This window comes from Ruegeria sp. SATB027 (genome assembly GCF_059613825.1).
The window spans coordinates 100,148-124,382 of record NZ_JBXWTH010000076.1 but is presented as its reverse complement, the minus strand read 5'-3'; the positions used below and the strand labels follow the sequence as shown (position 1 = coordinate 124,382).

Genomic DNA, 24,235 nt, shown 5'->3' with positions numbered 1-24,235 from the left:
CTCCTTTCACAGCTTTTGGAACTGCGGCTCAAGCGCTGCCAATGCATCCAGTGTATTGGCCGGCAAATGCGCATCCAGATAGGGTTCAGCCGCCTGCATCGCTGCCGCAATAGGTTGATAGTCCTTCCAGCCCTTCAAGGGGTTCAGCCAGACGATCCGGCGTGCCTTGCGCCTGATACGCGCCAGCATATCCCCCAGAGCCTGCGGATCAGAACTGCAATATCCGTCCGACAGGATCAGGACGACAGTACGCCCGTTCAGTGCCCGCGCGCCGTATCCCGACAGAAATCGCTCCAGACTGCCGGAAATATCGGTACCGCCGCCGAAGCCTTCGGCCATCAGCGACAATCGCCCCGCAGCCCGGAGGGTGTCATGGTCGCGCAACGCATCTGTTACCCGCATCAATCGCGTGTGAAACAAATACGCATCTGCGTCGATCCCGCTGCCGGTCAACCCTTTCAGAAAAGCCAGAAACACGCGTGAGTACGCGGTCATCGAACCACTAACGTCGCACAATGCCACAATCCGCATCGGGCGCGGTGGCCGCGCTCGGCGATACAGGTCCAGCGGCTCACCGCCACGCGCCAGACTGGCGCGCTGTATTCGGCGCATATCCAGAACAGCCCCGCGCAACGCCCGTTTCCGGCGGCGCGATCGCCTGTCCCGAAATGCCCGCGCCAAGGTCAGCGCGGCTGTTTCAGCCTGTTTTAGGGCCTCTTCGTCCATCAACTCTCGCAAGTCCCGGCGTGACAGGTTGGCCGTTCGCGTGGCGATCAACTTGCCGTCCACCCCTTCGGCTTCCCCTTCACCGCAGTCAGGCAGAGTGGCCTCTTGCTCCGACCCGGATCGTGGTTCGTCCTCACCCTGAGTTCTGGTCTGCCAGATCATTGGCTTGGCGGACTGCACCCGCACATGCTTGTTTTTCGCTTTTCCCGAACGCTGTGCGCCAGCGTTGAACCAATAGGCGTCGAACAGTTCATCAAACCGGCGCCAATCTTCCGCATCTCCGGTCAATATCGCGCACATGGCTTGCCGGGCCTGTTTGGCATCCGTTGCATCCACTTCGGACAAGGCGGCAAGCACGTCCCCCGCATCCGACGCCCCCAATTGCATACCGTTCATTCGCAAATGCGCTATGAAACCCGACATACGGTCGGCAAGACCCGAGGCCCGAGAGGGAAAGCGCGTAACCTGCATCACGCGACCTTTCCAATCAGGCGATCCATCACCTCGGGCGGTGCCGCATTGTAATCTGCGGCAGTTTTCAGCAAACACACCAGCGTCGCCTGCACGTCTTCGCGGGATTTGGCCAGATCATTGACACCCAACCCGGACAGGGCTGCTGCCCAATCCAGCATCTCGGCGATGCCCGGTTTCTTCTCAAGATCTTCCTGACGCAGCGCCTGTACAACACCGATGATCTGACGCGCCAGAATCCCCTCGATTTCAGGCAGTCGTGCCCGCAGGATTGCCATTTCGGTCTCCCTCGAAGGATAGTCAAGAAAGCTGTACAAACACCTTCTGCGCAGCGCATCCGACAAATCCCGTGTCCCGTTGGCCGTCAGAATGACGACAGGCCGCACATGTGCCTGCACCGTTCCCAACTCGGGTATGGTGATCTGAAAGTCTGACAGGATTTCCAGAAGATAGGCTTCGAACTCCTCATCCGCCCGATCAATCTCATCAATCAACAGAACAGGAGGTTTCGTTTCCGAGATAGCCTCTAACAAAGGCCTTTTCAGCAAATATTCATCCGAAAACAGCTGCGCCTCCGCGACGCCGCCTTGCGCTTCGCTCGCCCTTATCGCCAATAGCTGTCTTTGATAATTCCATTCATAGATGGCATGACTGGCGTCCAGACCTTCGTAGCATTGCAGACGTATCAATCGTGTATCGCGCCACGCTGCCACCGCTTTGGCCACTTCGGTTTTCCCCACGCCCGCTGGTCCCTCCAGCAACAAAGGGCGCCCAAGTTGCTGCGCCAGATGCAGCGCCATGGCCAACCGAGCATCGGCAACATAGCCCTGCGCGACCAACCCGTTCTGCACATCTTTAAAGGTCAAAACCAGGATCCTATCTTCATCTGGCCACAATTATCCCGGGGGAGGTTCGGAGGGGGCAGAGCCCCCTCCGTCCGGTCGGACCGGCAACAGCCGGTCCGACCCCTTTCACCCATGCATCCCCAGACCATTGGCAATCTTCCAGATTCGCCAGTGGTCGTGCGGCATATGGCTCTGCACCAAGCCAAAATGCCGGAACGCGTCATGCACTGCGTTCGAGAACGCAGGCACACCGCCGACATTCGGGCTTTCCCCCACACCCTTTGCCCCAATCGGATGGTGCGGGGACGGGGTCACCGTATGGTCGGTGGTATAGTTCGGCGTCTCCCACGCGGTTGGCAGGAAGAAGTCCATCAGCGTACCGGTCTTCACATTGCCCATATCATCATAGGCAATCTCTTGCCCCATCGCGATAGCCAGTGCCTCGGTCACACCGCCATGGACCTGACCCTCGATGATCATCGGGTTGATCCGGGTGCCGCAGTCATCCAAAGCGTAGAACTGCCGGACCTCCCATTCACCGGTATCCACGTCAATCTCCATGACACAGATATAGGCCCCGAACGGATAAGTCATATTCGGCGGGTCGTAATAGCTGACGGCCTCCAGACCCGGCTCCAGTCCAGGAATGGCCTGATTATAGGCGGCGAATGCGATTTCCTTCATGGTCTTGAACCGCTCAGGCGCGCCTTTGACAGCAAAGCGATCCACGTCCCATTCGACGTCATTGTCATGCACCTCCAGCAGATAGGCCGCGATCATCTGGGCTTTTGCCCGAATTTTGCGGGCCGCCATCGCCGTGGCCGCACCAGCGACCGGAGTAGACCGGGACCCATAAGTCCCAAGCCCGTAAGGTGCGGTATCCGTGTCACCCTCTTCCAGCGTGATGTCATCGGCGGGCAGGCCGATTTCACTGGCGATGATCTGGGCAAAGGTTGTGGCGTGGCCCTGCCCTTGACTGATCGTCCCCAGCCGCGCAATCGCTGATCCGGTCGGATGAATGCGAATCTCGCAGCTGTCGAACATTCCCAGCCCGAGGATATCGCAGTTCTTCACCGGTCCGGCCCCGACGATTTCCGTGAAATGCGTCAGGCCGATGCCCAGCAGCTTGCGCGTTTTCCCAGCCTTGAAATCTGCGATCCGCTGCGCCTGTTCCGCCCGCAGACCCTCATAGTTCACGGCCTTCAGCGCCTTGTCCCAGGCGGTGTGATAATCGCCCGAGTCATATTCCCAGCCCAGCGCCGACTGATACGGGAACTGATCTTTGCGGATGAAGTTGATCCGGCGCAGCTCGGCCGCGTCCATGTTCAGCTTGATGGCCAGAACCTCGATCATGCGTTCGATGAAATAGGCAGCTTCGGTTACGCGGAAGGAACAGCGATAGGCCACACCGCCCGGCGCCTTGTTGGTATAGACACCATCCACCGCCAGATAGGCAGTCGGGATGTCATAAGACCCGGTGCAGATATTCATGAACCCGGCAGGGAACTTGGTCGGGTCGGCACACGCGTCGAAACCGCCGTGATCTGCCGTGGTTTGACACCACAATCCAGTGATCTTTCCATCCTTGGTGGCGGCAATCTTCCCCTGCATCCAGTAGTCGCGTGCAAAGGCAGTGGACATCAGGTTTTCCATCCGGTCCTCGACCCATTTCACCGGTTTGCCGGTAACAATCGAGGCCACCACCGAGCACACATAGCCTGCGTAGGCCCCCACCTTGTTGCCAAACCCACCACCGATATCGGGGCTGATCACGCGGATATTATGCTCGGCCAACCCCGAAATCAGCGACACAACCGTGCGGATCGCGTGCGGAGCCTGGAACGTCCCGTACAGAGTCAGCTTGCCAGTCACCTTGTCCATCGACGCCACGCAACCGCAGGTCTCAAGCGGGCACGGGTGGGTGCGGTGGTAATAGATCATCTCTTCGGCGACCACGTCAGCCTCGGCCAGCACGGCTTCGGTCGCGTCCTTGTCGCCCTGTTCCCACGTGAAGATGTGGTTGTGATGTTTACGCGGTCCATGTGCGCCTTCGGTCTGACCTTCCAGGTCTTCGCGGAGCACCACGTCCGACTTCAACGATTCGAACGGGTCCGTGATGACAGGAAGCTCTTCGTATTCGACCTCGACCAATTCAACGGCATCCGCCGCGACATAGCGGTCTTCGGCGACGACATAGGCAACTTCCTGGCCCTGGAACAGCACCTTGCCATCGGCCAGCACCATCTGCTTGTCACCGGCCAATGTCGGCATCCAGTGCAATCCCAAAGGCGACAGGTCTTCGGCGGTCAAAACGGCGATCACGCCGGGCAGTGCCAAAGCGGCCTCTTTGTTCACGCTGACGACACGGGCATGAGCATAGGGGGAGCGCACAAAATCGCCAAACAGCATCCCGTCCAGCTTGATGTCATCAACGTAATTACCCTTGCCTTGGGTGAAACGCACGTCCTCGACGCGCTTTCGGGCGCAGCCCATACCTTTGAGGTTGGCAGCGCGTTCTTCGGGGGTCAGAGTCTGGTCGTTCATTCCGCGGCCTCCTTCTGAGCATTGAGCAAATCAGCCGAAGCCGAGATGGCCTTAACGATATTCTGGTATCCGGTGCAGCGGCACAGGTTTCCGGCCATGCCGAAACGGATTTCCTCCTCGGTCGGGTTCGGATTCTCCTGCAACAGACGATGCGCGCGGGTGATCATACCGGGCGTGCAGAACCCACATTGCAACCCGTGATGTTCGCGAAACATTTCCTGCAACACTCCAAGGCTGCCATCATCATTGGTCAGGCCTTCAACGGTTGTGATCTCAGCACCGTTTACCTGCGCTACAAAGGCGGTGCAGGATTTGACCGACTTGCCGTCGATATCCACGGTACAGGCACCGCAGTGGCTGGTTTCACACCCGATATGTGGGCCGGTGATTTTCAGGTCTTCCCGCAGGAAGTGGATCAGCAGCGTGCGCGGCTCGGCCAGACCTTCAACCTGCTTGCCGTTTACGGTCAGTTTGACATGCATTTTCGACATTGGTTCCCTCCCCCTCAGCCCGCGCGGCTTTGCGCGCGGTCGATGGCGCGGCGCAGCACCACGGCTGCCACGTGTTTCTTGAATTCGACGGGGCCGCGGTTATCAGCGACCGGATCGATTGCGTCTAGCATTGCGGCAACGCACCCTTCGACATCGCCCGCAGCCAGCGCGGTGCTTGCCTCATCCGACCAGATGGGCGTGTCGGCCAGATTGGTCATAGCAACCGAGGCCTGACCGTTGCCAACCATCACAGCCGCAGCGGCGGTCGCATAATCTCCTATCTTGCGCTTTTGCTTTTGATAGGCCTGCCCAACGCCTGCACCCGGTACAGGGATCGAAATCCGGGTCAGGATTTCTTCGTCTTCGCGGGCGGTGAAGTACGCGGCCTCATAAAAATCACGCGCGGCAACTGTCCGGTTCCCGTCCGGGCCGGACAATTCAAACGAGGCGTTCAAGCATTGCATCAGACCCGGCATGTCATTGCCTGGGTCACCATTGGCTACATTGCCACCGACAGTGCCCATGTACCGCACTTGCGGATCCGCTATCTGAAGCGCCGCCTCGCGGATCAGCGGAATGGCTTCGGCCAGACCACTGTGGGTGATCAGCTCGTGCTGCGTGACCATCGCACCCAAAGTAACGGTGTCAGGCCCGGCCTCTATCCCCTTGAGTTCTTCAATGGCCTGAAGATCGACCAGATGACCCATCTCGGCCATCCGAAGCTTCATCATCGGGATCAGGCTGTGCCCGCCCGCGATCACGCGCGCCTCGTCGCCATATTCCTGTAGAATGCCGATGGCCGAGGCAATGTCGCCTGGCCGGTGATACTCAAAGCCGGCTGGTATCATGTTTTTCCTCCCTGGGTCCGGGCGATATGCCTTGGGGGACCTGAGGTCAGGAAAGAACGGCGGATTAAACTGATCCAGATAAGGAAAACGGAACGCGCGGCTTGTTTCACGAAATGCGAAAGAACTGCACGAGTTGCGCCTAGACCCCCAGTGCCTCGCGAATATCTGTCAGGCGGGACCGGCTGACCGGCACCTTGCTCAGCGCGTCAACACCATCGAAATAACAGGTGCCGTTGTCCTTGTGACGTTCAAATCGCGAGACGTGTTTCGGGTTCACCAGATAACTGCGATGCGCCCGCAAGAAACCTTCGGGCAAAAGCCGCGTTTCCGCATCGGTGATCGACCAGGGGCAGAACAGCTTCTCTGCATCCATATAGAGAACCGTATAATGCCCCTCGGCCCGAATGGCGGCGATCCGCGCGGGATGCGCAAAGAAGGTCTGGCCTTCGCGCTCATACGGAACACCAGCGCGCATTGGGGCGGGTTCCGACACAGGTCCTGAGGCAGGTGCAGTCACGGGCTTTGGCTCTATGAACGTAATACCGGTCAACAGGAAAGCACCACAAATCAGGAAGACGGATACCGTCACCCCCATTGCCAAAACTTGGTTATCCAGCGCAGGACCCGCACCGCCGAGGCTGTCGCTCGCGACGAAATCCGTCAGGCCTGTGGCGACAAAATGCATGGTGAACACCGCCAGCCCGAAACAAACCGTGCCAAGCAGGATGTTTCGTTGAGTCCGGTTGCCATAAGCCACCCAGATTGCAGACACCGACAAGATTACCGATGCCAGCGCTGACAGAGCAACATCGATAATGTCATAGACGGGGCGGCAAAGCTGCATACCAGCCATCCCGACATAGTGCATCGCAACGATGCCCAGTCCGACAATCACACCGGACCCGATCATCGTCTGAACCGAACGAGGCCGGAAATGCAGCAGCAGCAACGCCAGCCCGACCATCAGGATCGCAACCAGTGCCGACATCAGGGTAATCAGGGCATCATAGTAGAACAGGATTGGCAGTTGCAGCCCCAGCATCGCTACGAAATGCATCGACCAGATGCCGCCGCCCAGAATGACAGCGGCCAATGCCACCACGAACTTGCGCTGCTGGCTATCCAGCCTTGACGCGCCATGCGTCAGGTACAGACCCGTGAACCCGGCCATGAGCGCCACGGCAAGCGAAGCCACCACCAACCAAGTGTTGTGAGAGTAGTCCAGCATTTGGATTTGAACGCCCTCCCCGACGCGAGGATGACGTTAGCAAACCGAATTGATTGCGACAATTCACAGTTAGCAACAGCAGGGCTCAGACCTGTTTCTGAGCCTCTGCGTCGTCCGCGACCTCTACGGCATCCACTGAGACTTCAACCACATCATCGTCCTCCGCAGGCTCGACTGTTTCGGGTTCTTCGGTCTGGTTTTCAAGTGCGCCGACGATCAGCGGCAACATGTGAACCCCGGTTGCTGTTGCAATCTCGGGTGTCTGTGGTGTCTGCCAGCTGAGCGTATCGAAGCTGTGGCAGTTCTGACAGACAGGTCCCCATTCGGGTTGAATGTCATGACAGTTGTCGCACACCCATTGCGGGCCGCGCGGCGCGTTCAGTGCCTTGGCAAGCCAACCTTGGACAACGGCGTCCGTGGCACCCTCGCCGCGCTCAACAGCAGCCATCAATGTATAGGCGCGCGCATCACCCCGTTTTTCGACAACATCACCCAGGGCACGGCGGGCTTCGGGAAAGTCTTCGGCCACAATGTTCAGCTCGGCCAGGATCAAACGAGTTTCCATGTTTTCAGGATGAATGCGGGTCAGTGCCGTGAATCGTCTGACCCGTTGTTCCGGAGTTTCATCCGGCGCGATCTCGGCAAAGGCATGGGCCAGATCAGGATGTGGGCGAACCTCCCACGCTTTTTTCAGGATCTTTGTCGCTGCCCGCAACTTGCCCTTGGCGATATATGCGCGGGCTGCCATGGCGGCGGCGGGAACCAGATCGGGCGACAGGCGATTGGCTTCGATCGCGCGCTCTTGTTGCTCGACAGTTGCGCCTTCATCCAGGATTCCCTTGGCTTCGGACAGCGCCAGAACCGCATCGCGGCGTTTGAAGACGTCGCGCGGCAGATACCCGGCTTTCAACTTGGAAGTCAGCGTCGACCGGGCACCGGCCCAATCCTGCGCCTTGGTCTGCAATTTCAGCAGAACATCCTGTGTCTCTTCGTGGCGCGGTTTGATGGCCAGTGCCTTTTCGGCCAGCTTGCGGGCGGTTTCATCATCTCCCTCGGCAAGCTTCTGTTTCATGATACCGCGTACCCCGACAAACCGGGTCGCACTGTTTGTCACCAGTTTCTTGTAGGTGTCCGAAGCTTTCTTGGTGTCACCCGTCATCTCGGCAGCCTGCGCCACCAGTAGATCCGTCAGTTCCGGCTTGTTCAACAGCTTTTCGGCTTTACTGGCCTTGGTCATGGCAATGCGCCCCTCGCCCGAGGCCAACGCCATCAACCCATCGGCCAGCGCCTGATAGCCGCGCTGTTCCCGGCTGCGGTCGAAATAACGCGACAGGGCGGTTTCGTCGCCGTTGAGGAATTTGAGCGTCGCAACCAAAAGGCTGAGCACTTTGAAGAACAGCCAGACCGCAAATACCAGAACACCCAGCGCAATCACCGACTGAAGTGGCCCAAGGGTGAATTCCGTGCCCGCGACCGTGATCTGCACCCCACCACTGGTTTGCATCAGGAAGTGACCGCCCAGCGCCAGCAGGCCGATAATCGCAACAAAAACGAGGATCTTAAACAATGACCACAGCATGGCAGGTCCTTCAGTTCGAGTTCAGGCTGGAAGCCAGCGTATTCACGGCGTCAACGGCGGCGGCTCGTGTCCCGGCCGCCTGCTCCCAATCGGCCATCGCAGCCTGCGCCACTTCGGGAAGTGATTTCAGTTCATTCAAAGCTTTGGTCAGGTCGCCATCTGCCAGCGCAGCCTGCGCACGCGACAGAACAGCGTCTGGACCATCACCTTCCTGAGGCGTGACGGAACGGGCGCCCGTTTGGCGTTGCAGGAAGGCGACCAAACCCGTTCCTTTTTCAGCCTCGCGCGCCTCGGCCAATGCATCTCGCGCCGCAGGCTCGAACGACGCCCGAAGCGCGGTCAGTGTTTCCACGCCTTTTTCCGACGGGCCGGACAGGGCGTCCGGCACATTCACGCCGCCTGCCTTCAATTCAGCAACCAGTTCCGAAAAAGGCTGGCCGGTATCCAGCTGCCCACGCAGGCGCGCCAGAGTGGCAGCATTCGTTGCGGCTTGTGCTTCTGCCGAGGCTTTCGCTTCAAGGGCCTGAGCGTCCGAAACCATTTTTTCGACTTCAGCCCGTTGCGCTGCCAGCGAATCCTGAAGTTTCTTCAGTTCCGCCTCAAACGCGGCGGTTGCCTCGGGCGAGGCGGTGGAGGCAATCGGGGCTTTTTCCAGCGCAGCGATCCGGTCCGTCAATGGCGCGACCTGACCGGAGAGCGCATCAACCGAGGATTTTACCGTGCTCAGGTCGCCTTCAACCGGTGTCAGCTTGTCCGACAACGTTTTGACCTGATCTGCCAGTCCAGACACATCAGGGCTGTTTGCAAGCGCCTGTGACAGTTTGGCGATCTGTTCCGACTGCTCTGTCAGCTTTGCTTCCAGCGCTGCCAGCGCCCCCGAGTTGTCCGGGCTGGTTGGCAACAGCCCTCCGTTGCCCAGCGCGAAACCTGCAACGGCAGCCAACGCCCCACCCAACAGGGCCGGAACGAAACCGCCACGTTTTTCAACTACGCGTTCGACGGTCTTTTCAGTGACCGGGGCTTCGGCTTCGGCTTCGGCTTCGGCTTCGGCTTCGGCTTCGGCTTCGGCTTCGGCTTCGGCTTCGGCTTCGGCTTCGGACAGGTCTTCTTCTACAGGTTCAGTCGGGTCAACAGGCGTATCGTCCTGCCGCAGATCAGTTTCAACTGCATCATCCGCTAGGAGGGGTTCCACCGGCTTTTGATCGGATTTCTTCTTACCAGCCACCGCAATATTCCCCTTATCGAATCCAAATTCAGATGAATAACAGCCCAGGCTAAGTTAATCGGGGACCTCGCCTCCCTCAACCCGCAACACATGTTTCACAAGCTTTTTAACAGCTTTACGCATTTTCTTCGGTGTCGGATGTTTTGCGATCTTCAGGTGCTCATAGCCCAAGGAATAAAGGGGATCAGCCGTAGCCTGGCTGATCGCAACCAGCCAAAGGGGGGCTGATCCGGCCCAGATATCGGCAAAATGTCGCGCCGTACGCGGCGAGAAAAGCGGAGCAATAATAGGCAGATCTCCTCTGGCAGCCTCGGTTGCCTCGGGTGTTAGCGGCAACAATCGCTGCTGATAGACCGGCTGTTCCCGAACGGTCAGACCAGATTCGGTCAGGCTGCCAGCGACATTGCCCCGTGTATGCTCACCCCGCAGGTGCAAAAGGGGGCTTTTGGGCCGATGCTTGAGCAGATGCCCGACCAATTCTTCTGCCGTGGTTCCAACCATCTTGGCCTGCCACCCATACCCTTTCGCGGTACCGGTTGTTGCGGGTCCCACGCAATAGGCCGGCAGAGTGCGGTCAACACCTTTCGAGACCGCCGCATTCACCGCATTGGCCGATGTAAAGATCAATCCCTTTACACCTTTGGTATCCACCGCAACTGGCAGAGGCCGGATTTCCATGATCGGCGAATAGAGGACCTGAACCCGGGATCTGGCGCGGGTTGGCAGTTGCTCGACAAACCTTTCCGAGGCGGAGCGAGGGCGGGTCATCAACAAAAACAACGTGTGGCGCCTTGACCCTTCAGGATTGTTTGCATCCGCGCAGGGTGATACCCCGCCGTATATACATGATGCAACGGATCAGGGTGATGGTGCAAACACTTACCGTATTGGGTTTGGAAAGCAGCTGTGACGACACAGCCGCAGCGGTCGTGCGCCAGACCGAAGGTGCCAAAGCCGAAATCCTGTCTTCTGTGGTGCACGGTCAAACCGATCTGCACAGCGCCTTTGGCGGTGTCGTGCCCGAGATTGCAGCCCGTGCGCATGCCGAAAAGCTGGATGTCTGCGTCGTGCAGGCGCTGGAGGCCGCCGGTCTGTCGCTGCGCGACATGGACGCTATTGCCGTCACCGCCGGGCCCGGTCTGATCGGAGGGGTCATGTCCGGTGTCATGTGTGCCAAAGGGCTGAGCGCCGCCACGGGCCTGCCGCTGATTGGCGTCAATCATCTTGCGGGTCACGCCCTGACACCCCGCCTGACGGACGGCATCGCCTTCCCTTACCTCATGCTTCTGGTGTCGGGCGGCCATTGCCAATACCTGATCGCCCATAGCCCCGAGCAGTTTACCCGCCTGGGCGGCACCATCGACGATGCGCCAGGGGAAGCCTTTGACAAGACCGCTCGCCTGCTGGGCCTGCCGCAACCCGGCGGCCCGTCTGTCGAGGCTGAGTCCCGTGATGGTAATCCCCAGCGGTTCCGCTTTCCCAGGCCACTGCTCGACCGGCCCGGCTGTGACTTGTCTTTTTCGGGTCTGAAAACAGCGTTGATGCGGATGCGCGACCAGATCGTGGCCGATAAGGGTGGGCTGACCCGTCAGGACCGTGCTGATCTGTGCGCAGGGTTCCAGCAGGCCATTGTGGACACATTAGCCGAGAAAACCCGCCGCGCGATTGATCTGTACCTTGATCACAACCCTGTTGATCCCGTTGTCGCGGTCGCAGGTGGGGTGGCGGCGAATTCGGCCATTCGGACAGCGTTAGAGTCTGTTTGCGCCCAGCAAGGCGCTCGGTTTACGGCACCTCCGCTGGCTTTATGCACGGACAATGCCGCGATGATTGCCTATGCGGGCCTCGAACGCTTTCGCACCGGCGCGCGCGACGGCCTGGACCTGACTGCCCGCCCCCGCTGGCCGCTGGATCAACGCAGCCCAACAATGCTGGGCAGCGGTAAGAAAGGGGCCAAGGCATGAACATATCTGTCCTGGGATCCGGCGCGTTTGGCACAGCTCTGGCGATCTCATTGTCAGGCAACGGGCCGGTAACTCTGTGGTCCAGAAACGCCGATCAGGCGCGGCAGATGCACGAGACGCGCGAAAACTCCACCCGGCTGCCTGGGGTTTCCTTACCCACGAACATCGCCGTAACCGCAAATATCGCTGAGGCGTCGAAGGCTGACATTCTGCTTTTGGCCGTTCCTATGCAGCGATTGCGCAGCGCCTTGCAGAATCACGCCCCGGTGCTGCGAGGCAAGACACTGGTCGCTTGCTGTAAGGGGATAGAGTTGGATTCTGGCCTCGGGCCCGTTGCGGTCATAAGGGATGTTGTTCCCGACGCCCCGATCGCTTTGCTGACAGGACCCAGTTTTGCTGATGACATAGCGCGCGGTTTGCCCACTGCGTTAACGCTGGCTTGCGGTGATACGAATCTTGGCAAAGCATTGCAGACCAAACTGGCCACTGCGAACCTGCGCCTCTATCGGACCACTGACACCATAGGTGCTGAACTTGGCGGGGCGCTGAAGAACATCATGGCTATCGGTTGCGGCGCAGCAATCGGCGCGGGGCTGGGGGACAGCGCCCGGGCCGCGTTGATGACTCGCGGTTTTGCGGAAATGCAGCGCTTTGCCACCCTGCGTGGCGCGCGTCCTGACACCCTGATGGGTTTGTCCGGGCTTGGGGATCTGGTGTTGACCTGCTCCTCAGAACTGTCCCGAAACTACCGTTTTGGCCTTAGTTTGGGTCTGAACCAACCATTTGACCAACATACTACCGTCGAAGGCGTCGCCACTGCGCGCGCCATGTCAGAGATTGCCGTCAAGGAAGGGCTGGACATGCCCATCAGTACAACGGTGGCGGATCTCAGCCATGGTGCCTACAGTGTGACCGAGGCCATCCAAAACCTGCTCAATCGCCCACTCAAGGAGGAATAACATGCTGATCGCACTCATCGCCCGTGACAAAGCCGGGGCACTGCAAACCCGGCTGGACAATCGCGCGGCCCATCTGGCCTATATCGAAGAAACGGGTGTTGTATCGCAGGCAGGGCCGCTGCTGGATGGCGACGCCATGATCGGTTCGCTGGTTGTGCTCGACGTCGAAGATCTAGCTGCTGCGCAAAACTGGGCAGATAATGACCCCTATGCAAAGGCAGGATTGTTCCAGTCGGTTGAGCTGATTCCCTGGAAAAAGGTGATCGGCTGATGGCGTATTGGCTTTTCAAGTCCGAACCTTCGACCTGGAGCTGGGACCAGCAAATGGCCAAGGGGGACACGGGCGAGGAATGGGACGGTGTGCGCAACTATCAGGCGCGCAATTTCATGCGTCAGATGGCCATTGGGGATTGGGGGTTCTTCTACCACTCTCAAAAGGACAAATCGGTTGTGGGTATTGTCGAGGTATGCGCCGAGGCACATCCCGACAGTTCCACCGATGATGAGCGCTGGGAATGCGTGGATATCAAGGCCGTCCGAACCTTTTCCAAGCCCGTGACACTGGACCAGATCAAGGCCGACGAACGGCTTGCCGACATGGTGCTGGTGAAAAACTCTCGTTTGTCGGTTCAGCCGGTAACAGACGATCAATGGAAAGTGGTCTGCGCCTTGGGTGAAACGCAGCCGGATTGACCTGCCGTCCTGTATCAGGTGCAAAACTTCTCAAACGTCCGGCAAGGTGTTATGTTTCCAAGGGCTACGCCGGGTAGGGATCTGAAGGTTATGATTGCTCTGGCCGTAACCGCTTGGTGTTGTTCGGATAAATTCGATATGTTTTGAAAGTTTGAACCCCGTGTCTGACACTGAAAACGGCAACGGGACACTCGATAACACCGTTGCTGCGAAAAGCACGAAAACCTGGGAAGCGCGCCTGAAAGAGGCGCGGGAGAAGCGCGCGTCGGTGCTTGCGAAGGCGCAGGAAGAACCTGTTTCGACATCTGTCCAGACAGACAATCCTCCCCCTCCGGATGATACAGATACAGAGCAGATCGTTTCCGAGCGGGTCCGCTCGCTAAATCTGGACAAACCGCGCGTCAGAAAAAAACGGAAAACTTGGGTCGCGTTAGTACTGCTTGCCCTTTTGTGTGGGGCCGCCTTGCAATGGGTCGTTGCAAATCTTTTTGATGACTGGCCATCCGCAGACGCAGAAGATCAGGCTGTTCTGAATGCGCTTTCAGAAACCTTTCTGGTCCCCGAAGAACCGCCTGAGGCTGCAACCACCAGCCTGCCGGACCCGAAAGGTGCCCCTACGCCAGAGGATCTGTTGGTTTCAGGGCCCTCCGAGCCTGAGCCTCTCTCAATCCCCGCCGACGTCAGCGAACCCTTGGACAAGCCAAATAGCGAGTCCATCGATCCGGTAATTTTGGATCAATCCGATGCAACGCCCGCCCAGAAGACGGAAAGCGCTGTCTTGCCGGAAAGCGAGTTTGCAAACGGCCCGAATCCTGAAGCGGTAACGGAGAAGCCCGAGATTTCCTTGACGCCGCCCAAGATTTTCATTCCTGCCCAGATGGAACCCATGTTGGCTGTTGCAACTGCTTCAGACATTCAAGCCGCGATTCCGGCCCGGTTTGATCCGCGACTTCGCAATCTCAATCCGCTGAACAAGGGCGGGTTATCGCAAATGTTGCTGGTAGCCCATGATCCTATTCCGCCAGAGATCGACACACCCGCCATTCGACCCTACACCGAGTTGAAACCACTTCTTTTGACGCCAGCCATTGGTCTGGAGGTCTCGCTTTTTGTACCGTCGAGAGTTTCGCAAGAGACCAGCAACCGGGCATTGGAACTGCTTGCCCGAGGTCAGGCAACGGTGGTGGCAACAGCTCGGGTGGGATACCGGGTCCGAGAAACCCAGGTCCGGTTTTACCATCCCGATGACGCCGAAAACGCCGCGATGGCCGCCGATGCACTTGGGGGTATCGCACGGGACTTCACAAGCTCGGGCAGCAAGACGCGCCCGGGGCGGATCGAGGTTTATCTGGAAGGCAGCGGCGGAAATGCGGACGACAATTCAACCGTTCAGCCTGACAGCGCAGAAAACCTTATCGCGCGTATCCTAAAAGAGTTCAGATAAGTAATGAGGGAAGGCCCTGACGATGCAGAACCTTCCCTACCCCCGCGTGCTCCCTACTCACCACACGCGTATGGAAATGTCTGGTTCTGACCGTCCTGGTCACGGTTCGACCTTAACCCAACCGTGCCCGACGTTTCAAATGCCAAGTCCTTAAAAAACAACTCAAATACAAAACGCCCGCCGGGAAGACGACAGGCGTTTCAGGAATGCGCGGAAAGATCAGCCGTAAACGGCTTCTTTTCCGAAATGCTTGGTCAGCATGTAATAGACCACGGCGCGGTATTTGTTGCGCTCGGACATGCCATAGGTTTCCATGGCTTTGTTGATCGCTGCCATCAGCTCGGGACCATCGGACAGGCCCAGTTTCTTGATCAGGAAGTTGTTCTTGACGGTTTCCAACTCGGACTCCTGGCTGGCTGCAACAGTTGCCGCATCTGCGTCATAAATCGCCGGGCCGCAACCGATTGTGACCCTGGTCAGCAGGTCCATATCGGGGTTCATCCCACACTTGTTTTTCAGATCTTCAGCGTATTTGGCGATCAGCTCGTCGCGCTTGCCCATGTCCTAATCTCCTTAATCCGTTAATCCGGCACCAATCACCGATAGCCGAGATTAGACGTGTCACAGGTCTGCCAAAAAGGATAAAAAACTGCGTTTCCTCCCCCTTAACGGGGGCTGGAAGGCACAGAATGCAAGACCTATCTGCAGTACCCCCAGCCAGTACCTTGCAGGTGGAAATGATCCGCGTGCAAGCGATTGAAGTTCGGGCCCAGAACCACACGAAACCAGTCGCACGCGCCCCGCCAGATCTGTCGCAGGAACGCGGGTTCGGCGCCGGAGCCCTGCCAGTCATTTAACAGGGTCAGCACGCGGCCATCGCTCGTCTCTACACCGATGATATCGATCGAGTCCGCACGGGCATGGCTGCTCCATCCGTTGTTTTCACCCTTCAGGGTGCGCATACGCCTGCAGTTGTAACTTCCAACATGGCGCAATCGGGCAATACCGGTTCCAAGCAGTTCGTGCGCGACCGGCTGCACGACATGGTGTTCCCACATCGCCAGCCGCAATGTTGTGGCGCAACTGGTTTCAACGGCTTCGATATGCGCGGTGGCCAGCCGGGTCAGAAGACCCCGTGCGGCAATGCCACAGTTCTGATCAATGACCAGATCCTCCATCGCCTCGAAATGAACCCCCGCTTCGGCCAACGTAGCCCGACACTGGGTTTCGTCCGCCACGGCGCGGTTCAGTTGATACCTGGTGACCGGCGTGACCGGCGCGCTGACTATTAGGTCGCGCAACGGGTTCCAGTGTGATGGCAGCGGTGTCTTTGGATGCGCCAACAGCACCCAGCCGCCGCCGCCCAGCACGATCACCACAACCAGAACCCTGAAAACAAAGAACGCCGCCGAGTAAAGAAACCGGCGGCGTCCGTTGTTCTGCGTCATCGTCAGACGACAATCAGTAGCGGTAGTGTTCCGGCTTGTATGGACCTTCCGGTTTGACACCGATGTACGCCGCCTGATCCGCATCCATCTTCGTCAGCTTCACGCCGATGCGATCCAGATGCAGGCGGGCCACTTTTTCGTCCAGATGCTTGGGCAGGATGTAGACCTTGTTCTCGTACTGATCACCCTTGGTGAACAGTTCGATCTGTGCCAGAACCTGATTGGTGAACGAAGCCGACATCACGAAAGACGGGTGACCTGTGGCATTGCCAAGGTTCAGCAGACGGCCTTCAGACAGCAGGATCAGACGGTTGCCCGAAGGCATCTCGATCATGTCCACCTGCTCCTTGATGTTGGTCCACTTGTGGTTCTTCAGGCTAGCCACCTGAATCTCGTTGTCGAAGTGACCGATATTGCCAACGATGGCCATGTCCTTCATCTCGCGCATATGCTCGATGCGGATCACGTCCTTGTTGCCGGTGGTGGTGATGAAGATATCCGCGCTGGCAACTTCGTCTTCCAGCAAGGTCACTTCGAACCCGTCCATCGCAGCCTGCAGCGCGCAAATCGGGTCAACTTCGGTCACCTTCACGCGCGCACCCGCGCCGCGCAGGCTGGCGGCCGAGCCCTTGCCCACGTCGCCATAGCCGCAAACCACGGCAACCTTACCGGCCATCATGGTGTCGGTGGCGCGGCGAATACCGTCAACCAGCGATTCTTTGCATCCGTATTTATTGTCGAATTTCGACTTTGTGACCGAGTCATTCACGTTGATCGCCGGGAACGGAAGGTGGCCGTCTTTCACCAGCTGATACAGACGGTTCACGCCGGTGGTGGTTTCCTCGGACACACCCTGAATCTGGTCGCGCATCTTGGTGAACCAACCGGGGCTGGCCGCCATACGCTTGGCGATCTGCTTCTTGATCACCTCTTCCTCTTCCGAACCCGGAACAGGGATGATGTCTTCGCCTGCCTCAGCACGCGCGCCCAGCAGGATGTAAAGGGTCGCGTCGCCACCATCGTCAAGGATCATGTTCGGACCGTCTTCAAACAGGAAGGATTTATCCAGATAATCCCAATGCTCTTCCAGCGTCTGACCCTTGATGGCGAAGACGGGAATGCCCGCCTCGGCGATCGCGGCGGCGGCATGGTCCTGAGTTGAGAAGATGTTGCACGACGCCCAGCGCACATCCGCACCCAGCGCAACCAGCGTTTCAATCAGAACGCCGGTCTGGATGGTCATGTGCAGCGACCCAACGATACGCGCACCTGTCAGAGGCTTGCTGTCCCCATATTCCGCACGCAGGGACATCAGCCCCGGCATCTCGGTTTCCGCAATGTCCAATTCCTTGCGGCCGAACCCAGCCAGCGAAATGTCTTTAACGATATAGTCCACGGCCATCAGGCGCTCCATTTTCGGTAAATCACAGTCCCGGCTGCCCCTAGCACTCCTTGGGGCAGGTGGCAACTTTGAAGACTGTTACCGGAAGCCTGCTGGCCGCTTTCAGCTTGGCGTGCCTTCGATTTTTATCTTTGGTATCGCTTCAAAAAAATCGGTGCCAACGGCAACAATACAACTGATTCCGTTCGCATTGGTTACCAAAACGGTATAACTGCCCGTTTCCTTCGAGGCCCAGACCTCCATCACAGATTGCGCGTCGCGCGTCTTTTGCAAACCGCCAAAGGCCAATTCCTCGGCGTAGTTTTCCTGCAATTTGGCGACAATATCGTCGCGATCTGCGCAACTTCGGGCAAAAGCTGGTGGGGCGGTCGCGGCCATTCCAAAGGTCAGGGCAATGGCGAATAAACGCTTGAACATGACAAACTCCTATCGTTTCGCGTTTCACGGTCGAGAGGAGCACACCGGGAGAAGCATGTGCCCCCCTCGGTTTTGATGTCGGGATCATGGCGCGCCGTTTCAAAGCACAAATGCTCAAGAAACTGTTGGCAGCAAGTGATCCAGACAGGTACATCATAGCACAAAAATATGGCGCAATCGCGTCCGGTCAGGCGAGGCATAGCAAAATGGCAACACAACCCAGGGCATGGCAGCGCATGTTATCGGGGCGTCGGCTGGACCTGCTGGACCCGACCCCGGTGGATATCGAGATAGAAGATATCGCCCATGGGCTTGCTTTTGTGGCGCGCTGGAACGGGCAGACACGCGGCGATTTCGCCTATTCCGTGGCCGAACACTCCCTGTTGGTTGAGGAACTCTTCGGAAGAATTGCCCCCAAGACACCCGTCAAGTGGCGGTTGGCAGCCCTGTTACATGATGCGCCGGAATACGTGATCGGCGACATGATTTCGCCGGTCAAATCCGCTGTCGGCCCCGGCTACGGCGCCTTGGACGACCGGCTGGCGGCGGCGATCCACATCCGGTTCGGTCTGCCCGCTGAGGTGCCAAAAGCGGTGAAACGGCAGATCAAGAAAGCCGACAAAATCAGCGCCTGGATGGAGGCCACCCAGATCGCAGGCTTTTCCGAGGCAGAGGCGACGAAATTCTTTGGTCGCCCGGATAAGGCGGTGATGGAGGGGTTGGAGATTACGCTGAGACCACCGGTCGAAGTAAGGAAAGCCTACACAGATCGGCACACAGTGCTTCTCGCGCTACTTTAGCGACTTGCAACCTGAACAGCTAAAGGAAATGGTGAAATGAGCGCGAAACGGCCGATTGGGAACCGGATCTTGCTTGCAACAAATTTGGTGCTGATCCTGGCGCTAGCAGCCGTGTTGATCAGAACTGGGTATCTGGCGAAGACAGTACGCAAGCTTACCGGAGCGCATACTCCCGTCACAGAAACTAAACACTATCAGACAATGGTGTGGCTGCACAAACGACCGATTTCCCAAGCTCTAGCGTCCCGAATATTCAAATCGCATTTATTGGTGATTCCATCATCGAGGGATGGCTAACCAGCAACATCGTTTCAAACGCATTGAATCTGGGAATCAGTCGGGACACAACCCAAGGCTTAATAGCAAGGGTACACCCGGAGCTCATCACTCATGTTCCGGTCTGGTACTTGGGTGTTGGGGTTAATGACGCCCTGAACGACACACCTCTGGAGGAGATTCCGAAATATGTTACGCAGTTAGCGGATGTGTTCACCTCCGTAGACAGACTGATCTGGCGCGCCGTTCTGCCTGTCGCCGGCGAAACTTGGACTATCGAAAACGAAGCGTTTCGAACCGCCTACAACATTGCAGCACAACAAGCTTGCTTGGAAATGGGAAACTGCACGTTTCTCAACTCCCCTCCCGGGTTTAGTGATAACATCGACAAGTGGACATCGGATGGCCTACACCCCAATCCAATCGGTTATCGTCACCTGACACAGCAGCTTTGCGCTGAAATAAAGTGCTCCCTTCAGTGACGCTGAGTGGGGTTTTTTGCGGTGATTAGGTTATAGTCTCAACGCGGACTACGCTTCGCCAAAATCCGCTGCAATGTCCGGCGGTGCATGTTCAGCCGACGCGCCGTTTCGCTGACATTGCGGTCACACAGCTCATAAACCCGCTGGATGTGCTCCCAGCGCACGCGGTCCGCGCTCATGGGGTTTTCCGGCGGCGGCGGCAGCTCGTCACCCTTGGCCAGCAGTGCATTGGTGATGTCGGTGGCGTCGGCGGGTTTCGACAGATAATCGGTTGCGCCGATTTTTACAGCGGCGACTGCGGTCGCAATCGCCCCGTACCCGGTCAGAACCACGACCCGGCTGTCGGGGCGTTTTTCGCGCAAAACTTCAACCACATCCAGACCGTTGCCATCCTCCAGTCGCAGATCAACAACCGCGTAAGCCGGTGGCCGGGCGGTGGAAATGGCGCGGCCTGCGGCGACAGACCCTGCGGTTTCGACCTCGAATCCACGCTTTTCCATGGCCTTGGCCAAACGTCTCAGGAACGGCTCGTCATCATCCACCAAAAGCAGGGATTTATCAGGGCCGATATCAAGCTGAGAACTGTCTGCCATATGTTAGGTCTTTCCGCTATTTCATGCCTTTGGCTTAAACATGAGTAATAGCAGCGCAGAAACAAAGGTCAAACAACCTTGTTAATGCGCAGCCTGGTCCAGAAAGCACCCGACCTTGTCCGCCATCTGTTCGGCCGTGTCATCGCGCTTGAAGAATTCAAGGAAACCATGTTCGGGCGTCACCAGATATGTGAAGGTGGAATGGTCAACAAGGTAGAATTCGTCGCTTTTATCCTGTGCCTTGTAATAGGTCTTGTAAGCCTTGCTCGCCGCCCTGACTTGTTCGGGTGAACCGGTCAAGGCAATCGTTTTGCCGCCTAAGTTAAAGGCATAATCATCCACAACCTCGGGCGTGTCCCGTTCGGGATCGATCGAGATGAACAGGGCAGTGGCCGACTGTCCGCGCTGGTTCAGGATATCCACGGCCTCAACATTGCGGGACATGTCAAATGGGCAGACATCGGGGCAGAATGTATAGCCGAAATAGACAAGTGTGGGTTCGGTGATCACGTCTTTGTCGGTCACCGTCTCACCTTTGCCATTCACCAGTTCAAACGGCCCGCCGATAGCAGCGGTCCCCCCGGCGATCTGCCCGGATCGGCACTGTGCAAACTGGTCGCCGGATCCGCCCCCACGCGTCAAAAGCCACATCGCACCTAGGCCAATAGCCAGAACGAGAGTTGCAAGAATTGCGTATAGGCGGGTCATTTCGGTTTTCCGGTCGCAAGGGGTTGTTGATCGTTCCGGCCGGGACACCTATCAAGATGACCAGCCTTTGCAACAGGACATAAGCAACCGATGGCAGATTCCAATCAGACTTTTTGGCGCGGCCAGGAACGCAGCAGCTGGATCCGCCTGCGCACCCTGATCCTGTTGCGATGGGTTGCCATTTTTGGTCAGATCACCGCCATCACCGTGGCCCAGCAATACTATCACGTGCAGCTGGAACTGGGCCTGTGCTATCTGGCCATCGGGATCTCGGTCATGGGTAACCTGACTGCCATTCTGTTGTTTCCACAGAACAAGCGGATGTCCGAGTTCGAAAACTTCCTGATGGTTCTGTTCGATCTGCTGCAACTGTCGATCTTGTTGTATCTGACGGGCGGTCTGAACAACCCCTTTGCCCTTCTGCTTTTGGGGCCGGTCACGATTTCCGCCAATGTCATGAGCACACGGTCGACCTTGATAGTTGGGGCTGTTGCGATTGTTCTGACCACTCTGCTGGCGGAATTCCACCTGCCGCTGCGGACCAACATCGGAGTGTTTCTGGACATTCCGGAAATCCTGCTGTTTGGCAACTGGGCGGCTATCATTATCGCCATCGTCTTTATCGGTGCTTATTCTCACCGCGTCAGTTCCGAGGTTCAATCCATGTCCGAAGCGCTGGCTGCCACCCATATGGCGCTGGCCCGCGAACAAAAACTGACCGATTTGGGTGGCGTGGTCGCCGCTGCCGCGCACGAGTTGGGCACCCCCTTGGCCACGATCAAACTGACAAGTGCGGAACTGATCGAAGAGCTGGACGACCGCCCCGACCTCAAGGAAGACGCCGCCTTGATCCGCGAGCAGGCTGATCGGTGCCGCGACATTTTGCGCGATATGGGTCGTGCCGGTAAAGATGACCTGCATTTGCGGCAGGCTCCGCTTTCGACGGTGGTGAACGAAGCCGCCGAACCGCATGTTGACCGGGGCAAGGTCGTTCATTTTTCCGAAGGCCCGACGCAGGGCGGAGACGTGCTGCAACCCTCGATCCTGCGAAAGCCCGAGATCATTCACGGGCTCCGCAACCTGATCCAGAATGCCGTGGATTTCGCCCGCGCCAATGTCTGGGTCGAAGCCGAATGGACAGACAGCAGGATCACCGTCAGCATCATGGATGACGGGCGCGGCTACCCGTCGCACATGATTGGACGCATCGGTGATCCCTTCATGCGCCGCAGACGGGCCGAAGCCGACCTGCGAACCCGGCCGGAATACGAAGGCATGGGACTGGGACTGTTCATCGCAAAAACGTTGCTGGAACGCAGCGGTGCCGAGCTGAAATTCGCAAATGGCACGGATCCGTATCAGCATCTGACTGATCACAAGGACCGGACAGGCGCGATCGTCAAAGTCTCGTGGCCGCGCAACCTGATTGACGCGCAAAAGGGTGACACGCCGGTTCCATCCGGTTCCAACAAACGCATTCAGGTGTGAGTTAAGGAGCCGTTAACCTATCCTGCCCATAGTCAGCCGGGGTTTGTTCTACCTTGGGGATATTCATGGCCGATTGGATCATTCTGGCCGCGATCAGCCTGGTATCGGGATGCTTTGCCGTGCAGTGGTTATTGCCGCGCCAGACGCGACGCGACGATGTCTTTGGTTTGTTTTCGACAACATCCCTGTTCGATGCGGTATTCCTGTTTGATGGTGATCACCTGATCAGCCACTCCGATATCGCGCTTGCCGGGTTCGAACATGTTGGAAGCTGGCAGGACTTGCGCCGCCTGCTGCAAAGGGATTTCCCCACCTTCCCCGAAACACCCGAAAAGGTTCGCGATCAAAATGTACTGGTAATCTCGGCCATTGATTGCACAGTCGAACGCGAAATCGTGTGTGAATGGATCGACGGGATTGTCCGCGTGCGTCTGCACGAACCGGCCAGAATATCTCCGACTGGGTCAAGCACGCTGAGTGAACCGAGCCGTTTGGCCATGGAACAGGCCCCCTATCCGGTATGGTTGCTGGATCACAACAGCCAGGTGCAATGGTGCAATGCAGCTTATGTCACGCTTGTTCGCCGGGCGCGTGGTCAGGATGCCGATCTGACTGCCCCGCTGTTTCCGGGCACCTCTGATGCGCCGTCGCTTGGAAAATCAAGGGTTTCGGTAGATGTGACTGGGACCAACAGCAAGTTGTGGTTCGATCTGACACAGATCGAACAGGAAGACGGGCGGTTATGTTACGCCACAGACATCAACGCCATTGTCGAAGCGGAAACCGCGCAACGCAAGTTCGTGCAGACCATGACCAAGACGTTTGCTCAACTTTCGATCGGCCTGGCCATTTTCGATCGCAACCGGCAACTGGCGCTGTTCAACCCGGCCCTGATTGATCTGACCACGTTGCCGCCGGATTTCCTCAGTTGCCGCCCGAATATCAGCAGTTTCTTCGACCGGCTAAGGGATCAGCACATGATGCCAGAGCCCAAGAACTACCGTACATGGCGGCGTCAGATGAACGACCTGCTCGAAGCGGCCGAGGGCGGCAATTACCACGAAACATGGTCACTTCCCTCCGGCTCGGTTTATTCTGTAAGCGGCAGGCCGCACCCCGACGGGGCTGTTGCGTTTCTGTTCGAAGATATTACGGCAGAAATCACGTTGACGCGCCGCTTCCGGTCCGAGATGGATCTTATGCAATCCATATTGGACAAGCTGGCCGATGCAATCGCTGTATTTGCCGATGATGGCACCCTGGCCCTTACCAACTACGCCTACGAAAAACTTTGGGGCGACGCACAGGAAATCGGCTTTCAGAACGACACGGTCACCGATGTCACGCGGCGGTGGCAGGAGCATTGTGTTGCTACGCCGATTCTGGGAGAGATCCGGGATTTCGTCGAAATGCGGGATAACCGGGCGGAGTGGACGGCTGAAATCCGGATGCGGTCGGGCATCACTTTGGACTGCACGGTTTCACCGGTTCATAACGGTGCGACGATCGTGCGGTTTGCACCCGTGGATCTTCTGACAAAAACCGCCCCGTTGGAACAGATCAGCGCCTGAACCGGGGTTGCAGCCGATTGGGCAGAACGTCAT

General features: G+C 57.9%; 24 protein-coding genes. 9 read left to right on the top strand and 15 right to left on the bottom strand.

Annotated elements, in window-relative coordinates:
* Nucleotides 1-6 precede the first annotated feature (6 nt).
* From AC2FPW_RS18640 to AC2FPW_RS18600, 9 genes are all read right to left on the bottom strand, one after another.
* Nucleotides 7-1,197 (bottom strand): vWA domain-containing protein, encoded by a 1,191-nt coding sequence (locus tag AC2FPW_RS18640; protein ID WP_496814972.1) that lies wholly within the window; start codon nucleotides 1,195-1,197, stop codon nucleotides 7-9.
* Nucleotides 1,197-2,063, bottom strand: coding sequence for an AAA family ATPase (locus tag AC2FPW_RS18635; RefSeq protein ID WP_496814908.1), 867 nt, complete (start codon nucleotides 2,061-2,063; stop codon nucleotides 1,197-1,199). The genes AC2FPW_RS18640 and AC2FPW_RS18635 overlap by 1 nt, the downstream gene beginning before the upstream one ends.
* 105 nt (nucleotides 2,064-2,168) lie before the next feature.
* On the bottom strand, nucleotides 2,169-4,586 hold the full coding sequence (locus AC2FPW_RS18630; RefSeq protein WP_496814907.1) for an aerobic carbon-monoxide dehydrogenase large subunit: 2,418 nt from the start codon (nucleotides 4,584-4,586) through the stop codon (nucleotides 2,169-2,171).
* Nucleotides 4,583-5,077, bottom strand: a complete 495-nt coding sequence (locus AC2FPW_RS18625) for a (2Fe-2S)-binding protein (protein ID WP_480474462.1) — start codon at nucleotides 5,075-5,077, stop codon at nucleotides 4,583-4,585. The genes AC2FPW_RS18630 and AC2FPW_RS18625 overlap by 4 nt, the downstream gene beginning before the upstream one ends.
* A gap of 14 nt (nucleotides 5,078-5,091) precedes the next feature.
* Nucleotides 5,092-5,925 (bottom strand): FAD binding domain-containing protein, encoded by an 834-nt coding sequence (locus AC2FPW_RS18620; protein ID WP_496814906.1) that lies wholly within the window; start codon nucleotides 5,923-5,925, stop codon nucleotides 5,092-5,094.
* Nucleotides 5,926-6,064: 139 nt separating this feature from the next.
* Entirely contained in the window at nucleotides 6,065-7,153 is a 1,089-nt protein-coding gene (locus tag AC2FPW_RS18615) for an MHYT domain-containing protein (protein WP_480871087.1), read from the bottom strand.
* Between the two features lie 85 nt (nucleotides 7,154-7,238).
* Nucleotides 7,239-8,732, bottom strand: a complete 1,494-nt coding sequence (locus AC2FPW_RS18610; RefSeq protein ID WP_496814905.1) for a heme biosynthesis protein HemY — start codon at nucleotides 8,730-8,732, stop codon at nucleotides 7,239-7,241.
* 10 nt (nucleotides 8,733-8,742) lie between these two features.
* Nucleotides 8,743-9,957 carry a COG4223 family protein gene (locus tag AC2FPW_RS18605; RefSeq protein WP_496814904.1) on the bottom strand — a complete coding sequence of 405 codons (1,215 nt, stop codon included), beginning with the start codon at nucleotides 9,955-9,957 and terminating at the stop codon, nucleotides 8,743-8,745.
* A gap of 54 nt (nucleotides 9,958-10,011) precedes the next feature.
* Complete coding sequence (locus tag AC2FPW_RS18600) at nucleotides 10,012-10,725, bottom strand: uroporphyrinogen-III synthase (protein WP_496814903.1); 714 nt, start codon at nucleotides 10,723-10,725, stop codon at nucleotides 10,012-10,014.
* Nucleotides 10,726-10,823: 98 nt separating this feature from the next.
* Between AC2FPW_RS18600 and tsaD the strand changes: the two genes are divergently transcribed.
* From tsaD to AC2FPW_RS18575, 5 genes are all read left to right on the top strand, one after another.
* A complete protein-coding gene (gene tsaD, locus AC2FPW_RS18595) occupies nucleotides 10,824-11,921 on the top strand; it encodes a tRNA (adenosine(37)-N6)-threonylcarbamoyltransferase complex transferase subunit TsaD (protein WP_496814902.1) in 1,098 nt (365 codons plus the stop codon).
* Complete coding sequence (locus AC2FPW_RS18590; protein WP_496814901.1) at nucleotides 11,918-12,880, top strand: NAD(P)H-dependent glycerol-3-phosphate dehydrogenase; 963 nt, start codon at nucleotides 11,918-11,920, stop codon at nucleotides 12,878-12,880. Before tsaD ends, AC2FPW_RS18590 begins: the two co-directional genes overlap by 4 nt.
* Before the next feature lies 1 nt (nucleotide 12,881).
* Nucleotides 12,882-13,151 carry a YciI family protein gene (locus AC2FPW_RS18585; RefSeq protein ID WP_480482615.1) on the top strand — a complete coding sequence of 90 codons (270 nt, stop codon included), beginning with the start codon at nucleotides 12,882-12,884 and terminating at the stop codon, nucleotides 13,149-13,151.
* Entirely contained in the window at nucleotides 13,151-13,573 is a 423-nt protein-coding gene (locus AC2FPW_RS18580) for an EVE domain-containing protein (protein WP_496814900.1), read from the top strand. Before AC2FPW_RS18585 ends, AC2FPW_RS18580 begins: the two co-directional genes overlap by 1 nt.
* A 160-nt stretch (nucleotides 13,574-13,733) precedes the next feature.
* Entirely contained in the window at nucleotides 13,734-15,017 is a 1,284-nt protein-coding gene (locus AC2FPW_RS18575; RefSeq protein WP_496814899.1) for a hypothetical protein, read from the top strand.
* 219 nt (nucleotides 15,018-15,236) lie between these two features.
* On the opposite strand, the gene AC2FPW_RS18570 is transcribed toward AC2FPW_RS18575, so the two are convergent.
* The 4 genes from AC2FPW_RS18570 to AC2FPW_RS18555 all read right to left on the bottom strand — a co-directional run bounded on the left by AC2FPW_RS18570 (nucleotide 15,237) and on the right by AC2FPW_RS18555 (nucleotide 18,284).
* Nucleotides 15,237-15,578 (bottom strand): DUF2853 family protein, encoded by a 342-nt coding sequence (locus AC2FPW_RS18570; RefSeq protein ID WP_496814898.1) that lies wholly within the window; start codon nucleotides 15,576-15,578, stop codon nucleotides 15,237-15,239.
* 137 nt (nucleotides 15,579-15,715) lie between these two features.
* Nucleotides 15,716-16,465, bottom strand: a complete 750-nt coding sequence (locus AC2FPW_RS18565; RefSeq protein ID WP_496814897.1) for an extensin-like domain-containing protein — start codon at nucleotides 16,463-16,465, stop codon at nucleotides 15,716-15,718.
* A gap of 13 nt (nucleotides 16,466-16,478) precedes the next feature.
* On the bottom strand, nucleotides 16,479-17,867 hold the full coding sequence (gene ahcY, locus AC2FPW_RS18560) for an adenosylhomocysteinase (RefSeq protein WP_267366313.1): 1,389 nt from the start codon (nucleotides 17,865-17,867) through the stop codon (nucleotides 16,479-16,481).
* Nucleotides 17,868-17,969: 102 nt separating this feature from the next.
* Nucleotides 17,970-18,284, bottom strand: a complete 315-nt coding sequence (locus AC2FPW_RS18555; protein ID WP_480486861.1) for a hypothetical protein — start codon at nucleotides 18,282-18,284, stop codon at nucleotides 17,970-17,972.
* Between the two features lie 206 nt (nucleotides 18,285-18,490).
* On the opposite strand from AC2FPW_RS18555, the gene AC2FPW_RS18550 reads away from it, so the two are divergent.
* Both AC2FPW_RS18550 and AC2FPW_RS18545 read left to right on the top strand, forming a co-directional pair.
* The gene (locus AC2FPW_RS18550) at nucleotides 18,491-19,084 is read left to right on the top strand and encodes an HD domain-containing protein (RefSeq protein WP_496814896.1); all 594 of its coding nucleotides are present in this window, start codon (nucleotides 18,491-18,493) and stop codon (nucleotides 19,082-19,084) included.
* A gap of 206 nt (nucleotides 19,085-19,290) precedes the next feature.
* Nucleotides 19,291-19,842: an SGNH/GDSL hydrolase family protein gene (locus tag AC2FPW_RS18545; RefSeq protein ID WP_496814895.1), complete on the top strand. Its 552-nt coding sequence runs from the start codon at nucleotides 19,291-19,293 to the stop codon at nucleotides 19,840-19,842.
* 38 nt (nucleotides 19,843-19,880) lie between these two features.
* Here the strand turns inward: AC2FPW_RS18545 and AC2FPW_RS18540 are convergent, their stop codons facing one another.
* Together AC2FPW_RS18540 and AC2FPW_RS18535 are read right to left on the bottom strand one after the other, a co-directional pair.
* On the bottom strand, nucleotides 19,881-20,435 hold the full coding sequence (locus tag AC2FPW_RS18540; RefSeq protein WP_050604676.1) for an ActR/PrrA/RegA family redox response regulator transcription factor: 555 nt from the start codon (nucleotides 20,433-20,435) through the stop codon (nucleotides 19,881-19,883).
* Nucleotides 20,436-20,516: 81 nt separating this feature from the next.
* Nucleotides 20,517-21,143 carry an SCO family protein gene (locus tag AC2FPW_RS18535; protein WP_496754917.1) on the bottom strand — a complete coding sequence of 209 codons (627 nt, stop codon included), beginning with the start codon at nucleotides 21,141-21,143 and terminating at the stop codon, nucleotides 20,517-20,519.
* Between the two features lie 90 nt (nucleotides 21,144-21,233).
* On the opposite strand from AC2FPW_RS18535, the gene regB reads away from it, so the two are divergent.
* The gene (gene regB, locus AC2FPW_RS18530; protein WP_480496378.1) at nucleotides 21,234-22,631 is read left to right on the top strand and encodes a sensor histidine kinase RegB; all 1,398 of its coding nucleotides are present in this window, start codon (nucleotides 21,234-21,236) and stop codon (nucleotides 22,629-22,631) included.
* A 65-nt stretch (nucleotides 22,632-22,696) separates the two neighbouring features.
* A complete protein-coding gene (locus AC2FPW_RS18525) occupies nucleotides 22,697-24,202 on the top strand; it encodes a PAS-domain containing protein (RefSeq protein ID WP_496814894.1) in 1,506 nt (501 codons plus the stop codon).
* The last annotated feature ends 33 nt before the right edge of the window (nucleotides 24,203-24,235 follow it).